At 41.9% G+C, this 17,366-nt stretch carries 19 protein-coding genes; 9 read left to right on the top strand and 10 right to left on the bottom strand.

The window, feature by feature from the left end; translation table 11 throughout:
* Positions 1-36: 36 nt before the first annotated feature.
* The 3 genes from C8D94_RS06255 to C8D94_RS06245 are packed head-to-tail and all read right to left on the bottom strand — an operon-like array spanning position 37 to position 2,017.
* Complete coding sequence (locus C8D94_RS06255) at positions 37-627, bottom strand: LOG family protein (RefSeq protein WP_115123085.1); 591 nt, start codon at positions 625-627, stop codon at positions 37-39.
* Between the two features lie 17 nt (positions 628-644).
* Positions 645-1,502: a peptide chain release factor N(5)-glutamine methyltransferase gene (gene prmC / locus C8D94_RS06250; protein WP_115123084.1), complete on the bottom strand. Its 858-nt coding sequence runs from the start codon at positions 1,500-1,502 to the stop codon at positions 645-647.
* Between the two features lie 29 nt (positions 1,503-1,531).
* The gene (locus C8D94_RS06245; protein WP_115123083.1) at positions 1,532-2,017 is read right to left on the bottom strand and encodes a GNAT family N-acetyltransferase; all 486 of its coding nucleotides are present in this window, start codon (positions 2,015-2,017) and stop codon (positions 1,532-1,534) included.
* A 40-nt stretch (positions 2,018-2,057) separates the two neighbouring features.
* Here C8D94_RS06245 and ribD point away from each other — a divergent pair, with 40 nt between their 5' ends.
* Genes ribD through C8D94_RS06230 form a run of 3 tightly spaced genes read left to right on the top strand, consistent with a single transcriptional unit; the run spans position 2,058 to position 4,587 of the window.
* The gene (gene ribD, locus C8D94_RS06240; RefSeq protein WP_170134730.1) at positions 2,058-3,101 is read left to right on the top strand and encodes a bifunctional diaminohydroxyphosphoribosylaminopyrimidine deaminase/5-amino-6-(5-phosphoribosylamino)uracil reductase RibD; all 1,044 of its coding nucleotides are present in this window, start codon (positions 2,058-2,060) and stop codon (positions 3,099-3,101) included.
* On the top strand, positions 3,098-3,973 hold the full coding sequence (locus C8D94_RS06235; protein WP_115123081.1) for a DMT family transporter: 876 nt from the start codon (positions 3,098-3,100) through the stop codon (positions 3,971-3,973). The genes ribD and C8D94_RS06235 overlap by 4 nt, the downstream gene beginning before the upstream one ends.
* A complete protein-coding gene (locus C8D94_RS06230) occupies positions 3,970-4,587 on the top strand; it encodes an IMPACT family protein (protein WP_115123080.1) in 618 nt (205 codons plus the stop codon). The genes C8D94_RS06235 and C8D94_RS06230 overlap by 4 nt, the downstream gene beginning before the upstream one ends.
* Positions 4,588-4,627: 40 nt before the next feature.
* Here C8D94_RS06230 and C8D94_RS06225 read toward each other — a convergent pair whose 3' ends face one another.
* Positions 4,628-4,987, bottom strand: coding sequence for a DUF2200 domain-containing protein (locus C8D94_RS06225; protein WP_115123079.1), 360 nt, complete (start codon positions 4,985-4,987; stop codon positions 4,628-4,630).
* Between the two features lie 109 nt (positions 4,988-5,096).
* On the bottom strand, positions 5,097-5,495 hold the full coding sequence (locus C8D94_RS06220; protein WP_115123078.1) for an acyl-CoA thioesterase: 399 nt from the start codon (positions 5,493-5,495) through the stop codon (positions 5,097-5,099).
* A 203-nt stretch (positions 5,496-5,698) separates the two neighbouring features.
* On the opposite strand from C8D94_RS06220, the gene dnaA reads away from it, so the two are divergent.
* The 4 genes from dnaA (at position 5,699) to C8D94_RS06200 (ending at position 9,862) form a co-directional block, all read left to right on the top strand.
* On the top strand, positions 5,699-7,126 hold the full coding sequence (gene dnaA / locus C8D94_RS06215) for a chromosomal replication initiator protein DnaA (RefSeq protein WP_115123077.1): 1,428 nt from the start codon (positions 5,699-5,701) through the stop codon (positions 7,124-7,126).
* A gap of 135 nt (positions 7,127-7,261) precedes the next feature.
* Entirely contained in the window at positions 7,262-7,711 is a 450-nt protein-coding gene (locus C8D94_RS06210; RefSeq protein ID WP_115123076.1) for a low molecular weight protein-tyrosine-phosphatase, read from the top strand.
* A gap of 54 nt (positions 7,712-7,765) precedes the next feature.
* Entirely contained in the window at positions 7,766-9,142 is a 1,377-nt protein-coding gene (locus C8D94_RS06205) for a PQQ-dependent sugar dehydrogenase (RefSeq protein WP_115123075.1), read from the top strand.
* 6 nt (positions 9,143-9,148) lie between these two features.
* Positions 9,149-9,862: an SAM-dependent methyltransferase gene (locus C8D94_RS06200; protein WP_115123074.1), complete on the top strand. Its 714-nt coding sequence runs from the start codon at positions 9,149-9,151 to the stop codon at positions 9,860-9,862.
* 6 nt (positions 9,863-9,868) lie between these two features.
* Here C8D94_RS06200 and C8D94_RS06195 read toward each other — a convergent pair whose 3' ends face one another.
* The 5 genes from C8D94_RS06195 to dapF form a co-directional block, all read right to left on the bottom strand.
* Entirely contained in the window at positions 9,869-10,528 is a 660-nt protein-coding gene (locus C8D94_RS06195) for a peptidoglycan-binding protein LysM (RefSeq protein WP_115123073.1), read from the bottom strand.
* 265 nt (positions 10,529-10,793) lie between these two features.
* Positions 10,794-11,426: a hypothetical protein gene (locus tag C8D94_RS06190; RefSeq protein WP_147278503.1), complete on the bottom strand. Its 633-nt coding sequence runs from the start codon at positions 11,424-11,426 to the stop codon at positions 10,794-10,796.
* A gap of 275 nt (positions 11,427-11,701) precedes the next feature.
* Positions 11,702-12,745: an endolytic transglycosylase MltG gene (mltG, locus tag C8D94_RS06185; RefSeq protein WP_115123071.1), complete on the bottom strand. Its 1,044-nt coding sequence runs from the start codon at positions 12,743-12,745 to the stop codon at positions 11,702-11,704.
* A gap of 43 nt (positions 12,746-12,788) precedes the next feature.
* Positions 12,789-13,325, bottom strand: a complete 537-nt coding sequence (locus C8D94_RS06180; RefSeq protein ID WP_115123070.1) for a GNAT family N-acetyltransferase — start codon at positions 13,323-13,325, stop codon at positions 12,789-12,791.
* A 1-nt stretch (position 13,326) separates the two neighbouring features.
* Positions 13,327-14,103 (bottom strand): diaminopimelate epimerase, encoded by a 777-nt coding sequence (dapF, locus tag C8D94_RS06175; RefSeq protein ID WP_115123584.1) that lies wholly within the window; start codon positions 14,101-14,103, stop codon positions 13,327-13,329.
* A 135-nt stretch (positions 14,104-14,238) separates the two neighbouring features.
* On the opposite strand from dapF, the gene C8D94_RS06170 reads away from it, so the two are divergent.
* Together C8D94_RS06170 and C8D94_RS06165 are read left to right on the top strand one after the other, a co-directional pair.
* On the top strand, positions 14,239-15,621 hold the full coding sequence (locus C8D94_RS06170) for a trypsin-like peptidase domain-containing protein (protein WP_115123583.1): 1,383 nt from the start codon (positions 14,239-14,241) through the stop codon (positions 15,619-15,621).
* A 289-nt stretch (positions 15,622-15,910) separates the two neighbouring features.
* The gene (locus C8D94_RS06165) at positions 15,911-17,359 is read left to right on the top strand and encodes a glyceraldehyde-3-phosphate dehydrogenase (protein WP_115123069.1); all 1,449 of its coding nucleotides are present in this window, start codon (positions 15,911-15,913) and stop codon (positions 17,357-17,359) included.
* The last annotated feature ends 7 nt before the right edge of the window (positions 17,360-17,366 follow it).

Here is a 17,366-nt window from a genome sequence, read left to right as displayed (position 1 = left end):
GAATTGATAAATTTCTATGTTTAGGAGCTGGTTAAATCAAGTACGTTCGGGCTTGAGCCATTGGGGGATTCTTGGTGGTCTAAATTCGGTCATTTTTTGGAGTAATTTTTCTACGGAAGTATCCACCAAGAGCATTTCATAGTTTTTCATAGAGAGAAACCCCTTGCGCACCATAGTTTCCAACAGCTGGAGTAAATCGTCATAAAAACCGTTTACATTTAGCAGCCCAATGGGTTTGGTGTGCAATCCCAATTGTAACCAGGTGATGATTTCAAAAAGTTCCTCCAGCGTTCCAAAACCACCGGGCAATGCTATAAAACCGTCGCTCACTTCCTGCATTTGCAGTTTGCGTTCGTGCATATTCTGGGTGGTGATGAGTTGGGTGAGTCCCAAATGCGCAACTTCTTTCTTTTTTAGAAACTGGGGGATTATACCTATTACTTCGCCATGGTTGTCCAGCACAGTTTTGGCCAAGGTTCCCATAACTCCAATTTTTGCGGCACCGTACACTAGGGTAATGTCACGCTGGGCGAATGTCTGGGCAAGCTCCACGGCAGCTTGGGTGATCTGGGGGTCGTTCCCATCACTACTTCCGCAGAAGACGCATATTTTTTCGAGTTTACCCATTCTTTGTTATGCGAGCATTAGTAAGAGTATAATTTACATTTCAGCATCCTGAATTTACCGAAAATATCTTTTTTTAGTGCTATTTCAGCAAAGCCTTCTTGTTGGAGCATCTGTTGCATTTCCTTACTAAGATACTCATTAATTTCGAGGTAGAGGGTGCCGTCACTGGTTAAATGCTTCTTTGCCAATCGTGCAATGGCCCGATAAAACAGTAACGGATCTTCATTTGAAACAAACAACGCCACTTCGGGTTCGTGCTGCAATACGTTGGGCTGCATTTTGCTTTTCTCCTGTTGCCGAACGTATGGCGGGTTGCTCACGATTGCATCATATTGCTGCGGAAGCGTTTCCGCATTTAAAATATCAGCTTGAAAGAAATTAACATCCACTTTATTTATAACTGAATTTTCCCTAGCCACTTCTATAGCTGCTTCAGAAATATCCAAGGCCGAAATTGTAGCATTCCCAAGATATCTTGCTAGCGAAATAGCGATGCAGCCAGAACCGGTACCTATATCCAAAATACTATTTTCAGGTTCTTGATTTTTAAATTCCTCTAGTACCCACGCCACGAGTTCTTCGGTTTCTGGACGCGGGATCAATACTGCGGGAGTTACCTTAAAGGGGAGCCCATAAAACTCGGTTTCACCAATAATATATTGAATGGGCTCATGGTGCATCAACCGTGTTAGTGCACTAAGAAATTGTGTTTCATTTTTTTCTGAAATTTCTTCGTCCTTTTTTTCTGAAACCTTAAATCTTGAGTAGCCCAAATAAGCCTCTGCCAACCATTGAAAAAAAGAGCCAATCTCCTCTTTGGGATAAATGCTCTTGAGTTGGTTATTAAAGTTGCTCTGTAACTGTTGTAACGTCATGATATCCAGCAGGAAGCAGCTAAAGGTGATTATAATTTTTTGAGCATGTGCACAGGACAGGAAAAATGACCGGTATCGCCCATAGGGCCGTCCAAATATTCAAATCCGTTGCGGGCATACAGTTTTTGTGCGGCTTTCATATACGGCATGGTTTCAAGATAGCAAGCCTCATAGCCAAACTGCTTTGCTCTTTGCAGACATTTTTCTATCATTTTGGCACCTATACCCCGACCTCTTGCCCGGGGTAGATAGTACATTTTTTGAAGCTCGCACACATTGCCCTCATAATTGTCCAGCTGCGAAATGCCAGCACCCCCAATAAGGACATCATTTTCCTCAAGTACAAAATAAGCAGCTCTTGGCGTGCTATAGGTTTCAAACATGCCATCCAGTGCGGTGTCCTCGAAGACCGTGCCTGTTTTTGGAACATTTAACTCCATTAAAACTGAACGAATCATCGCTGCAACCTCTGGGTTATCCTCTTTCTGGATGGGGCGGATTTTAGGTTCGTGCATCTAACTTATTCCTTGTATTTTTGAAATCTGTTTTAAAACTGTGAAGATACACGAAAAATACATGAGGCGCTGCATACAGCTTGCCAAAAATGGACTGGGAACCACCTATCCCAATCCGTTGGTGGGCAGTGTGGTTGTACACAACGACCTGATTATTGGCGAGGGCTGGCACCACCAAGCAGGGCAACCCCACGCCGAGGTGAATGCTATAGACGCTGTTAGAGACAGCTCATTGTTAAAAGACGCAACTATTTACGTGAGTTTGGAGCCGTGTAGCCATTTTGGAAAAACACCCCCTTGTGCAGGTCTTATCGTTTCAAAAGACATAAAAAAAGTGGTTGTTGGCACTATAGACCCAAACCCCAAGGTAGCCGGACAGGGCATTAAAAAGCTAATGGAAGCTGGATGCGATGTTATGGTTGGCGTTCTAGAGGATGAATGCAACGAGCTGAACAAGCGATTTTTCAACTTTCAACAACAAAAAAGACCCTATATTTTTCTGAAATGGGCACAAACAGCCAATGGTTTTATTGCCCCCGAGAGCCGTGACGAACAAAAACCGGTGTGGATCACCAACGAATTTTCCAGACAAGTTTCGCATAAATTACGCGCCGAGGAACAAGCTATTTTAGTAGGTACGACCACTGTGTTGGACGACAACCCATCGCTTACCACCAGGGATTGGTTTGGAGAACATCCAACACGAATTATTCTGGACAGGAAATTAAGAATCGATTTAAGAGCTTCAGTGTACAACTCCAAAGCCAACACTATCTTTATTACTGAAACGCAACAAAAAACCGAGGGAAATATCATTTTTGAAACTATAGATTTTTCAGGAAATATTGCAATGCAAATCTGTACTATTGCCCACAAACATTCCCTGCAAAGTCTTATTGTTGAGGGTGGCTCCCAAACCCTACAAACCTTTATTGACACAAACTTCTGGGACGAGGCGTATGTTTTTAAAGGAGCTAGTTTTTTTGAAAAAGGCACAAAAGCCCCAAAATTTTCAGGCACCTTGGTTCGTCAGACCCAAATAGTCCAAGACGTCCTGCAACACTATAAAAACCCCAGCGCGTGATCTACCTACTACTAAGTGTTCTTGCCTCTACCCTAATTTTTGTGGTGTTCAAGCTTTTCAGCAAGTTTAAGATGAACACCCTGCACGCCATTGTGGTAAATTATTTCGTGGCCTGCGTTAGCGGTATCATAGCTTTTGAGGGCGAGATACAAATTGCCAAACTACCAACGTACGATTGGTTTTATTTCACCTTGGCACTAGGAGCTTTGTTTATCATTGTTTTCAACTTAATGGCCATTACCACGCAGCGCAGTGGTCTCTCGGTGGTTTCGGTAGCTACAAAAATGAGCGTGGTGATTCCCGTGGTGTTTGGACTCCTATATTACAAGGACGGTCTAGGGGTTTTCAAGACCATAGGAATTTTATTGGCACTAGTGGCGGTTTATCTTGCTTCGGTAAAGAAAAAAGAGGGTTTAAAAATTAAGCCCAGAAATTTAATTTTTCCTGTACTCGTCTTTTTGGGCAGTGGAATTATTGACACCAGCATAAAATATTTAGAAGGGTCTTTTGTTGCCGAACATGACGTACCTCTGTTCTCGGCAACCATTTTTTCGGCGGCATTTACTATTGGGATTGTAGTATTGGTTGTTCAGAAAATACGGGGGAAATTTCGGTTTCAATTCAAAAACATTTTGGGTGGTCTTATGTTGGGGGTGCCCAATTATTTCTCCATCTACTTTTTGGTAAAGGCACTACGCAGCGGGCTTTTTGAGAGTTCGGGCATTTTTACGGTAAACAATGTTGCCATCGTGATGCTTTCAACATTCGTAGGGATTTTGTTTTTTAAAGAACGATTACTCCCCAAAAACTGGCTGGGTATAGGGCTTGCCGTAGTGAGCATAGTTTTAATCGCTTTGGAAAAAATAGTATGACTCCAAAAGAAAAAGACACCTACAAAACCATCCTGAAGCCTGGGAAGGAAACCCTTTTTAAAGATCGTGGCAGCAAGTTCTTTGGCTATGCCTTTCCCGTGACTTCTGAAGATGACGTTAAAGAATGTCTCGAAACCCTGAAAAAACAGCACCACACCGCTCGTCATTTTTGCTATGCTTGGCAACTGGGAAAAAACTACGAGAGCTATCGCGCCAATGACGATGGCGAACCCAGTAATAGTGCAGGTATGCCTATATATGGGCAGCTGCAAGCGTTTGACGTAACCAATGTCTTGGTGGTCTCGGTACGATATTTTGGGGGCACCAAATTGGGCGTTGGCGGATTGATCCAGGCCTACAAAACCTCGGCACAACTGGCACTGGAGGCTTCAAAAATAGTACTGCGCACAATTGATGAAAAATTTGTACTGAAATTTGACTATCCCGAGATGAACACCGTGATGCGCATTGTGAAGGACGAAAACCTGAAGATTGTCTCCCAAAAACTGGAACTGGATTGCGAGATAACACTTTCGGTACGAAAAAAAGATGCGGCCCGTATTTTTGAACTCTTTGAGAATACGTATAAAGTGACAATAAAAAGGGCTGGGTGAGTTGTAGGCTGTGGGTTCTGAGCTTTGAGCTTTGGGCAAATTACCTCAAAATCTTCTCCATTTTTCTTCCTCTTGCAAGTTCGTCCACAAGTTTGTCCATATAGCGAGCTTGCCGTGTAAGCGGGTTTTCTAGCTCTTCGATTCGGTACCCACAGATGACTCCCTTAATTAAATGTGCATTGGGGTTTAGGGTTGCCCTTTCAAAAAAAGTTTTGAAGGTAACCTTTTCATCAATTAATTTTTTAAGGTCGTTTGTATCGAAACCCGTAAGCCACTCTATAACTTGGTGCAGCTCGTCTTTGGTTCGTTCCTTTTTTTCAACTTTGGTAACGTAATGTGGGTATACCGAGGCAAAGGTCATTTTTGCGATTCGTTCGTTATGTTCCGGAGTTGCTTTCATTGTTATTTTTTGGGAATTGATTAGAAATTTCAAAAATTGGATATCCTATAAATATACCCTTATTTTATGAGACAGGAATACAGAGAAAAAATGCATCTGTTTTGTTTAACTAATCGGTAAGTTTTTCCAACAAATAACCTGGTGCTTTTATTATTTTTTTTGTGGCTGAATTTATAAACACCAAAGTAGTTTCGGCAGTGACCAAAAGTTGGTCTTCTTGATTGTGGATTTCGTAATAAAACTCAATCTTGAAAGTAGGAATTTTCTTTAGCTCGGTAGTTACCGTGATAACATCGTCATAACGTGCCGGTAACTTGAAGTTAACATTAAGGTTTGTAACGGGTAGCATCACTTGGTTCTCCTCCATCCATTTGTAGCTAAAGCCCAATTCACGGAGCCATTCGGTTCTTCCCTGCTCGAGATATTGTGCATAATTTCCGTAATACACCACACCCATCTGGTCGGTTTCGGCATAGCGTACTCTTAATTTTGTAAGATTTTTTTTCATGAGTTTAATGAGGAAAAGGGGGAAGTTTTTCGTAAGTTTGGTTTCAGGACAGTATGAGGAAAAAAAACTAGAAATTCAATACCCCAAGCGTTTTTTTTTTAATTTTTTTGTTCACATATTTGCAGTGTTAAGAAATCGTTAGAAAAGTTCTTTTCTACTTCTTGACCACCCAACATTAACTAACTATACTTCGACACTAAATTATGAGCAAAACTGCAAAATCGGTTTGGAACAATTGTTTGTCCTTTATTGAAGATAATATAACTTCACAAGCTTACAAAACTTGGTTTGAACCTATTAAAGCAGTAAAGCTTACCGATAATGCCTTGAGCATCCAGGTACCCAGCAAGTTTTTCTACGAGTGGCTGGAGGAACATTATGTAAAGATCCTAAAAGTTGCCCTTACCAAGGAATTGGGCACCCAGGCCAAGCTTGTGTACGTGATACGTATGGAGAACACGTACGGCAACAAGCAGCCCTTTACCGAAAAAATTCCAAGTTCCAACCGTAGCAACATGCAGTCGCAAGAAGTTGATGTACCCATTAAGAACAAGAACCCAGAGTTGAAGAATCCGTTTGTGATTCCCGGAATTAGAAACGTAAAGATCGAGTCTCAGTTGAACCCGTCCTATAATTTCGAGAATTTCTTGGAAGGAGAATCCAACCGCTTGGCACGATCTGCCGGAATGGCCGTGGCCAATAAACCTGGGGGGACCAGTTTTAACCCCTTATTGATTTTTGGAGGCGTAGGATTGGGAAAAACACATTTGGCACATGCCATTGGTGTAGAGATCAAGGATAAGTATCCAGAAAAAACGGTGCTGTATATTTCAGCTGAAAAGTTTACACAACAATATATTGAGAGCGTAAAAAAGAACAACCGTAACGACTTTATCCACTTTTACCAGATTATTGATGTGCTTATCGTGGACGATATACAGTTGCTGAGCGGAAAGGCCGGAACACAAGATGTTTTCTTCCACATATTCAACCATTTGCACCAAAACGGAAAGCAGGTCATTCTTACCAGCGACAAGGCCCCGGTGGATATGATTGATATTGAACAACGCCTATTATCCCGCTTTAAATGGGGACTTTCGGCCGAACTGAACCACCCAGACTACGATACCCGTGTTGCCATTATAAAAAACAAACTATACCGGGACGGCGTAGAGATGCCAGAAGATATTGTTGAGTTTTTGGCCAATAACATAAAAACCAACATCCGCGAACTCGAAGGCGCCATTATTTCTTTGATTGCGCATTCCTCCTTTAACAAAAAAGACATCACGATAGACCTTGCCAAGAAAATTGTGGACAACTATGTGAAACACACCAAGCGTGAAGTTTCTATAGACTACATACAAAAAGTGGTGAGCGAATATTTCCAGATGGACGTGGAGACCCTACAATCTAAAACCAGAAAACGCCACATTGTTCAAGCTAGGCAACTTGCAATGTTCTTTGCAAAGAAATTTACCAAGGCCTCCCTTGCTAGCATTGGCTCACAGATTGGCCAGCGTGACCACGCTACGGTATTGCACGCCTGCAAAACGGTGGACAATCTTTCCAGTACCGATAAACAGTTCCGAAAATATGTGGAGGACCTTCAGAAAAAATTGACTATTTAATAGTGATAATCCCGCCAAAAAGCGGGATTTTTTATTTGTATTGACTGCATATATAATCTATTGTTATTTTTGTGTTAGTCTGAAAATAAGAACTAGTAGAAATCCGCTAGGATTGTATTAAAAAACAAATTCTATATGAAAAAAGTATTGATGGTATGCCTGGGTAACATTTGCCGTTCCCCGCTGGCAGAAGGATTGTTAAAAGCAAAAGTAGATCCCGAAAAGATTGAAGTTTCATCGGCGGGCACAGGCGGCTGGCATGTAGATGAGCAACCAGACCCACGAAGTGTTGCCGTGGCCCAAAAAAACGGTCTGGACATCACAGACCAGCGAGGGAAACAGTTCTCCACCTACGATTTTGAGATCTACGACCATATTTTTGTGATGGATACCAGTAACTACAGGGATGTAGTAAAACTGGCTGCCAATGAAGCTGAAAAAGAGAAAGTACAACTTATCTTGGACGAGCTCTACCCTGGCGAACAACGAAGCGTCCCAGACCCCTATCACGGGGGGGATGAAGGGTTTGACAAGGTGTATGCAATGCTGGATGCAGCTTGCGAGAAAATTGCTGCCAGACTGTAGCTTTTTACTTTCGGTATCTTTTGAGTATCTTAGACATATCAAAAAAATCAAGCTATGAAAAATATTACATTACTATTTGCCACACTACTTATAAGCTATATCACCTTTGCCCAAGAAATTGAACTGGAACCCTATGCATCTGGCTTTTCCGAACCTGTGGATCTTAAAAATGCTGGTGATGATCGCTTGTTCGTGGTCGAGCAAGGGGGAACCATAAAAATCATTGACGGTAATGGAATTGTACTCTCAAACGATTTCTTGGATATTTCGGGAGATGTATCTGGGGGGAGCGAACAAGGATTGTTGAGCATTGCTTTCCATCCAGACTATGCCAATAACGGCAAGTTCTATGTAAATTATACCAAAACCAATGGAGACACCAGAGTTTCAGAATTTACGGTAGATTCCGGAAACCCAAACCTAGCAGATCCCAACAGTGAGGTAACGATTATTGAGATAGCGCAACCCTTCTCCAACCACAACGGCGGGTGCCTTCAGTTTGGGACGGATGGATACTTATACATTGCAACAGGCGACGGTGGTAGCGGTGGTGACCCCAACAATCTCGCGCAGAACACTACAAACCTTCTAGGAAATATCTTGCGCATAGATGTGGACAATCCAATTCCCGGAGCTACCAATTATGGCATCCCAGCCGACAACCCCTTTGCGGGAGATCCTTCCAATCGTGAGGAAATTTGGGCGTACGGACTTAGAAACCCTTGGAAATTTTCCTTTGATAGTGCTACGAACAACTTATGGATTGCAGACGTGGGCCAAGGAGAAATAGAAGAGATAAACCGTGTTGGTGGTAGTGAGGCAGGATTAAATTATGGTTGGAGATGCTACGAAGGCAGCGAACCTTTTAACACAACTAATTGTCCGCCTGCGGGAGATCTAACCTTTCCCGTTGCGGAATATAACCACCCCACAGGGTTCTCAATAACCGGAGGATATGTTTACAATGGCACCCTGCAGCCCTCGTTGCAGGGCCTATACTTTTTTGCAGATTTTGCAACCTCGCTCATTGGGTATGTAGATAGCAATGATAATCTTACCAACCTAGGCAGTTTTGGCGGCGGATGGTCTTCCTTTGGGGTAGATATTGATAATGAATTATTTATAGTGAACTATAGTGGATCCGTATCCCGCATAATTGAAGCTCCCATTATAGGTGTAGAGGAACATACAACTACAGACTTTAGTTTTTTCCCGAACCCTGCAAACGAAAAGATTTCATTGCAAATTGAAAATGATACATTCGCTTCGGTTTCAATACTTGATATAAAGGGAAGCGTGCTTTTTTCTGAAGAAAACATAGCCCAACAACATAAGGATATAGATATTTCAACACTATCGCAGGGAATCTATTTGCTGAAGGCTACTACGGCTGGCAACAATTCATTTACCAAAAAATTAGTGATTCAGTAACCCATTATGGACAACCAAAAAGGAAATCTCTATCTTATTCCTTGCACATTGGGCGATACACCACCACTGGAAGTATTGCCCTTATTGGTTAAAAAAGCAATTGAAGAGATTGACCATTACATTGTTGAACACGAAAAAACCGCACGCAGGTTCATCAAAGGCATTCATCCCAGGAAGTCACAGCCCAGTTTACATTTTAGCCAGATCAACAAATTTACGGACGAGTCTGAAATCCCCTCAATGCTCTCCCCCTGTCACGAGGGTTTTGATGTGGGGGTGTTGAGCGATGCTGGTTGCCCGGGTGTTGCAGATCCCGGCGCCCTTGCCGTCGAGGCAGCGCACAGGCAGGGTATTCGTGTGGTTCCGCTGGTAGGGCCTTCATCTATCCTCTTGGCATTGATGGCCAGCGGCTTCAATGGACAGAATTTTGCCTTTAATGGTTATTTGCCCATTGATAAAAGAGAACGAAGACAAGAGCTTAAAAGGCTGGAACGCCTATCTGCCGAAATTGGCCAGTCGCAACTATTCATCGAAACACCCTATAGAAACAACCAAATGCTGGAAAGCCTTGTGAGCACCGTAACGCCCGACACCCAAATTTGTGTGGCCTGCGACATTACGCTACCTACCGAATACATAAGGACTATGCCTGCTTCCAATTGGGCCAAAACAAAAGTGGATCTCAATAAGAGACCCACTATATTCATTATCCAGAAGTGAAAACTGCTATAGCCTCACTTTTGCTTTTTGATTCGGCTCTATAAAAGATGTATCATACCCAGAAAACTTTTTAAGGTAATACCCAATGCTGGTTCCAAAGGCATCGCTAAAACCTATGGCACCACCACTTCGCAGAAACTTTTTAACATTTCCAGCACCTGCTAGATGCGCTGCGGCCAGTATTCCAGATTCGGTAATTTTAACACCTCCAATGGTTCTACCTACATAACGCTTTATATCCCTTCTTAAAATCCACTTGTTACGAGAGGTATAAGCCGTAAAGGCAGCTTCCTGCAGTTTTGAGTCTTTCATAAACCTATCTGCATTGTGCACGCCTATCATTTTAAGGGTGTTGATGTTGAACTGGTATTTCCCCAAATACCCAAACTTGTTGATGGTTGCATAGTCTCCACGGGATTCCTTGAAACCGAGCGCCTCCTTAAAGCCAACATACGTCTTTCCTAAAAATAAATGATAATTCTCCTTTATTTCAGGAATTGCTACTTCTACCTCATCAAAATTAGGTACGTAGTAGTATAGATCTAGTCCTTCTGAAGAAAACATAGATACGGTATTGTAACTGTTATCCTCCTTTGTTGAAAATCCTGTAGCGGTTACTAAAACCACCAATAATAGGACACCAATTTTTAAAAGTTTTAATCTCATATTCGTTGAATATATAGTAGCTCAATGCTTCTAAAATTTCAGCGTGCAAAAATAAACAATTTTTTATAAACTTGATTATTAAGGTGTTAAATTGTGTTAAAGCCTATTTTTGAGCAATACGGGATATACAAACAAACAGTTTAAATAGTACCGTATCGATAAAAAAGACACGGTTTTTATGAACTTGTTACAGTTTAATATGATAAAAATCAATAATCGAAGAAAATGAAAAAAGCCGGGCTTGTCAACCCGACTTTTTCAATAATTATAGTGTCACCCTTGCGTTGTTATCTGGGGCGATAGAAGAAAGGTCGTATCCTCCAAAACGCTTCATGTACTTCGTAATGGGTACATTATTGGCGTCTGCGAACACGTTTTCTCCGTTAGACTCTAGAAATTTAATAACATTTCCAGCGCCTCCCAGATGGGCTGCGGCTATTAAGCCAGACTCGGTTACTTGAATACCACCTATGTGCTGGCCACGGTATTTAGCAATATGGTCCTTGAGTACCCACTTGTTCAAAGAAATCAATGTTGAAAAAGCTTCTTCTTGCAAGTCGGGATTGTTCAAGAACATTCTCTTGCTATTGACACCTACCCATTTAAGGGCAGACCAACCAAACTGGTATTTACCTACATAACCCAGTCTATTCACAGCCTTGTAGTTACCACTGCTTTCGGAAAAGCCGAGGTCGTTCGTAAAACCAAGGTATGACTTCCCAAGAAATGGAACATCCATTTCTGGGTTCATATTTACTTCAAACTCGTAGGGAACATAGGTAGGTTCTCCTACGGTTTCAGAAATAAATATAGAACTGCTATTAAGCTCCACCTCTTTAGAAGGTGAAAAACCTAATGCTACAAATGCAGCGATTAGGGGCAGCACAGACAATTTCATAAAACGATTTACCATGTTCTATTTATTTTAGAGTTATAATTATTGCCCCAATGCTTTGTGCAATGGGGAAATTCCTAAAACAAACACGAACTCGTAGCTAGCAAATCCATGCTTGCTAAAAGGTTTTATGAAATTAATACGTCAATGAACTTTAATATCGTTGTGTTGCTTCCTTTTAAACAACACTACCAATATAAGGACAGCAAGACAAAAAAGCGAGCTCTTAACAGTCTTTAACCCCAGGATTAATAAAGGTTTAACGTAATTATGGGGGTTTATCTATTCACGCCCTGCTGTGAGATCCAGCGAACATATTCGGCTTTGTTTCGGTTGTGCTGGGATAGCGTCTTGGCAAATTTATGGTAGCCAAATTTTTGCACATTTGCCACAAAATAAAGGTAGTCATGCTCCTCGTGGTCAAGCACCGCATCTACGGAAGAAATATCGGGCATAGTGATGGGCCCAGGCGGAACTCCTGCATATTTGTAGGTATTGTACGGAGAGTCTATCTCTAGATCTCTATACAAAACACGTTTTATAATTTGGTCAAAATTGTTTTCTGAACGTTTTTTGGCATAGATTACCGTTGGGTCCGCCTGTAACAGCATCCCGCGTTTCAATCTATTAATATAAACTCCGGCGACCCTGGGTCGCTCCTCTACCTTTGCTGTTTCCTTTTGAACGATGGCCGCAAGTGAAATGACCTGTGCTGGTGTCATATTTAGTTTCGCTGCCTTTGCCAGACGCTTTTCGTTCCAAAATCCTTTGTATTCTGAAGCCATCTTATCTCGGAAACCTTCGGCACTGGTATTCCAATAAAACTCATAGGTGTTAGGCACATAGAGGCCCAACACTGTGTTTTCCTCTAGATTATTTTCGGATAAAAAAGTTTTATCTCGCATGACGTTCAACAACGAAATGCTATCTGCTTCAATCTGCCGGGAAATGGCTCCTGCCAAGTCCTCCAAACGCTCTTGGTTGTTAAACTTCACCTGGACGGGTATGTTCCTGCTGCGAATGGTGTTTACAATGTCGTTATTGTTCATCCCCTTTTCCAATATAAAATGGCCAGGTTTTACATTGTTCACATACCCCTTACGTTTGGCAACGGCGGTAAAGGTTTCGGTATCTTCTAAAAGTGGTTCCACTTCTTGAAGAACATCACTAAAAGTAGCATTGGTGGGTATATAAACGTGTGCTTCAGTATTATTAAAAGCGGTATTGGGCACCAAGACAGTGTTATACACATACCAAGCAAATATGGCCATGCCCGCAAGGCCCAATAACAACACAGCTACTAAAATTTTTCTTAAGTACATATTTTAAACTACAGATTAACTTTATTTTAATTTCTGGAAAAACTCACCCTTCACCATTTAAAAGTAATTGATACAAGAGCTCGTCCTGGAACCCCTTTGCCGAAACTATCCAGTCTCTTTTCACGCCTGATTTTACATAACCAGCTTTTTTGAATAGTTGAATACTCCTATCGTTATCTGCCATAATGTTAGCATATAATTGATGCATATTTAAGTGGCCTTTCGCATAATTGGCGATAAGCCTTAAGGCCTCTGCCGCATACCCTTTGCCTCTTTCCTCTACGTTGAATATGAGTATTCCTATTCCTGCCCTACGGTGTTTTGGCTCAAAATCGAACAAGTCCAAAAACCCTATGGTCTTCTTATTGTTTGTGGTACAAATAACCAATCGTAACTGTTTTACTTCATATATATCCCTATGCGAATTGGCAAGATATTCCTTAAGTACATATTTTGAAAATGGCTGTGTGGTGTTGCTCATTTGCCAGATGGACTCGTCATTTTCCAATTGGTATAGAAATTCCAGATCGGTTGGCTCCAATGCCCTTAGGTTTATTTTTTCGCCTTGTAATGTTTGCATCCTATACCGTGATTATTCCGTTGAACACTTGGGTGGCCGGGCCTATTAGATAGATGTCGCCATATCCTTTTTCAATCTTATTGAAATGTATTTGTAATTCGCCGCCTGGTTGTTGCAATATCACTTTATTGGAGGTCGCTTTTCCTGTTTCGAACATTGCGAGGGCCACAGCCGTTACGCCTGTTCCGCAGCTTAGGGTTTCGTCCTCAACTCCACGTTCGTAAGTACGAACCGCGAAAGTATTTTCTTCTAGTTTTTCAACGAAATTTACATTGGCCCCAGCTTTACCATAACGATTGTTGCGTATGTTTCGGCCGTTTACAAATACATTAAAATCTGCCAAATTTTCAACCAACTGGACGTGGTGCGGCGAACCAGTGTCTAAGTATGCAAAGTCCTCTTCAGTTTGTATGTTGGTAACATCGTTCATTTTTAAATGCACACAACCGCGTTCAATCTTGGCTTCGTGCAAACCATCAATTGCCTCAAAGGTGGTATTTTTGGATATCATCCCTAAATACTCTGCAAAATGCACAATACACCTTCCACCGTTACCACACATGCTGCTCTGGTTGCCATCGGCATTGTAATATACCATCTTGAAGTCTACAGCAGGATGTTCCTCCAATAGTATAAGGCCATCTGCACCTATGCCAAATTTTCGGTCGCACAACCTAGCTACCAGTTTGGTATCGTTTTTGGAGAATGTATGCTGACGATTGTCTATGAGCACAAAGTCGTTACCCGTACCTTGATATTTATAAAACTGAAGTTCCATTACGGCAAATGTACAAATTGCCATGGGTTGGTCTCACGTTTTATAGCTGTTAAATGTGCGTTAAATGCGAAATTCTTGCACAATAGTATCGTCTTATTGATTGTTACCTAAGTATAATAAAACATGATAAAGAATATGAAACAGACAGCGAAATTATTTTTGGTTGCGCTTGTAGCAGGAGCGCTCACACTAGGGGGTTACAAATATTTTGTTGAACCCAATACTACCGTAGCTTACACCACACAGGATGAAGCATCTTTTATACCTACAAACTATTCCTCTAACATTACAGCAGCAATAGATACCGACTTTACCGATGCTGCTGAAAAAACGGTGAACGCAGTGGTTCACGTTAAGAACACAACCATAAGCCGCCAACCGTCCAACATAATGGAATATTTCTATGGTGGCGGGCAAGCACGCCCAATGGTGGGGTCTGGCTCTGGGGTAATTATCTCACCAGATGGATACATAGTAACAAACAACCACGTTATAGAAAATGCATCGCAACTACAGGTTACCCTAAACGATAACCGTACCTACAATGCCGAATTGATTGGTACAGACCCAAAGACCGATATTGCACTAATTAAATTGGACAGCAATGAGGAATTTCCCTTTGTCCCATTTGGCGATAGTAACAACGTGAAAATTGGCGAGTGGGTATTGGCAGTAGGAAATCCCTTTAATCTTACCTCTACCGTTACTGCAGGTATCGTGAGTGCCAAAGCTCGCGACCTCAACGAGTTTGATGGAAATCCACAATCCTTTATCCAAACCGATGCTGCCGTAAACCGTGGAAATAGCGGGGGTGCTCTTGTAAATACCAGAGGCGAATTAATTGGGATCAATACCGCAATTACCTCTGAAACAGGAAGCTACGTTGGGTATTCCTTTGCGGTACCCAGCAACAATGCCCGCAAAGTAGTTGAAGACATTATGGAATTTGGAGGCGTACAGCGCGGAATCCTTGGTATATCTACCTTGCCCACAAAACTAGCCCAAAAACAAGGGATAGACATTACCCAAGGAGTGTATGTTGCAGCTATTGAAAAAGGAAGCGGGGCCGACAAAGGAGGATTGAAAGAAGGAGACATCATTAAGCAGATTGACGGTTACGAAATCGCAAAATTCTCAGATCTTGTAGGCTACCTAGGCTCCAAAAGACCAAACGATGTAGTAGATGTTACCGTAGACCGAAAGGGCACTCGCAAGACGGTTCCTGTTACACTCATAAAACTGGAAACCTTTACCATAGAAGATACCGGTCTTGAGGTACGCAATGCCAATAAGGCTCAACTGGACGCCTATGGCGTAGACAATGGCGTTGTAGTGTCCAATGCTGCTACAAAGGATATGCTCCCTTTAAAAGGGGCAGTAATAGTTCGTGTTAACGACAAGAACGTGACCAATATTGATGATGTGAGAGAGATTATGAAGAGCAATGGTTTTGGCGACCCTGTAAAACTTACGTTTGTGGATCGTAACGGACAATTAAACTCTTATATTTTCAGATAGAAGGAAGCGTACAAATTTTATCTGTAAACTGCGCCCCCAAGTTTTACTATTTGAGGGCGTATTGTATTGTAGGGCATATAGTACTTACTATTTCGAAATCATTGCCAGTAGCTGTTCCACTGAAAAATAAGCACATTTCACAATAACTTTCAACAAATAGCGCAGGGGTTATTTTCCTACAATTATTTTTTACCGAAAACCATTTCGCCAAAGTTGAAAATTGAGTACTTTTGCACAAAATTTAACACGCCTTTTAAAACCTGAAAAAGGCCCCTAAACAACACACACTATGAGTTTTGATGACGTTTATGAAAAAGAACTGTCTTTTCAAACCGACCGCCGAAAGGCTTCCGTAGAATTTATTAAAACCGTGAGCGATCTCTGGTACGATAAATCTATTGAACTGGTACTTTTTAGAAATCAATTAATAAACCGCAACGTGAGTGAGATTCTCAATTTGCACGAGTACGCTGGCGAGTTTGTACAAAAACCCATTTCAATTTTTGATAGTGTTGAAATCGCACAGGCCATTAGCCGCCTGGATCTTCCCCCTGCCAAGTTGGACATTGGGAAACTTACCTATGAGTATCACCTAGAGGATAATAAATACGAAGACGCACTAGCCTTTGTATCAGATAAATTGAAAGGCGCAAAGGATGTTGAGGATATTACCCCAAAAGATGTGGTATTGTACGGTTTTGGGCGTATAGGAAGGTTATTGGCTCGCGAGTTGATGACCCGTACCGGAAAAGGAAACCAAATGAGACTGCGTGCCATTGTGACCCGCGGCGCAGTAGACCAAACGGTATTGGAAAAAAGAGCATCATTGCTTCAGTACGATTCGGTACACGGGGATTTTCCCGGAACCGTAAGTACCGATCTTGAGAACCAATCCCTTATCATTAATGGGACTACCGTTCATATTATCTCGGCTAACGCCCCAGAAGATATAGATTACACACAATACGGAATAAACAATGCTTTGATTATTGATAACACGGGTGCCTTTAGAGACGATGTTGCCCTAAGCAGACATCTGCAGGCAAAAGGTGCTAGTAAAGTATTGCTTACCGCCCCAGGAAAGAATGTCCCGAATATCGTACACGGTGTAAACCACAAAGAACATGACCCCTCTAAGGTGGATATCTTTTCGGCAGCTTCTTGTACCACTAATGCAATTACCCCTGTATTAAAGGCTATAGAAGACAGCTTGGGCGTAGTACATGGCCATTTGGAGACCATCCACGCATACACCAACGACCAGAACTTGGTAGACAACATGCACAAGAAGTACCGTCGTGGAAGAGCCGCAGCACTCAATATGGTAATTACAGAAACAGGTGCAGGAAAAGCCGTGAGCAAAGCGCTACCCTCTTTTGAAGGAAAATTGACTTCCAACGCTATACGTGTTCCTGTTCCCAACGGTTCGTTGGCAATATTGAATTTAGAATTGGAGGCAAAAACCTCTAAAGATGGCATCAATTCAATTATGAAAAAATATGCCCTAGAAGGCAACTTGGTAGAGCAAATTAAATACAGTCTTAATAACGAATTGGTATCCAGCGATATCGTGGGTTCTTCAGCACCTTCAATTTACGATAGCAATGCGACCATAGTTACCGAAGATGGAAAGAACGCCGTGTTGTACGTATGGTACGATAACGAATATGGCTATAGCCACCAGGTAATCCGTTTGGCAAAATATATTGCAAGCGTGAGGAGATATACGTACTACTAGTAGTATA

Source organism: Marinirhabdus gelatinilytica, assembly GCF_003353425.1.
GTDB classification, from domain to species: Bacteria; Bacteroidota; Bacteroidia; order Flavobacteriales; family Flavobacteriaceae; genus Marinirhabdus; species Marinirhabdus gelatinilytica.
Note: the sequence above shows the minus strand (reverse complement) of the source record. Positions and strands in the feature narration are given on the sequence as shown.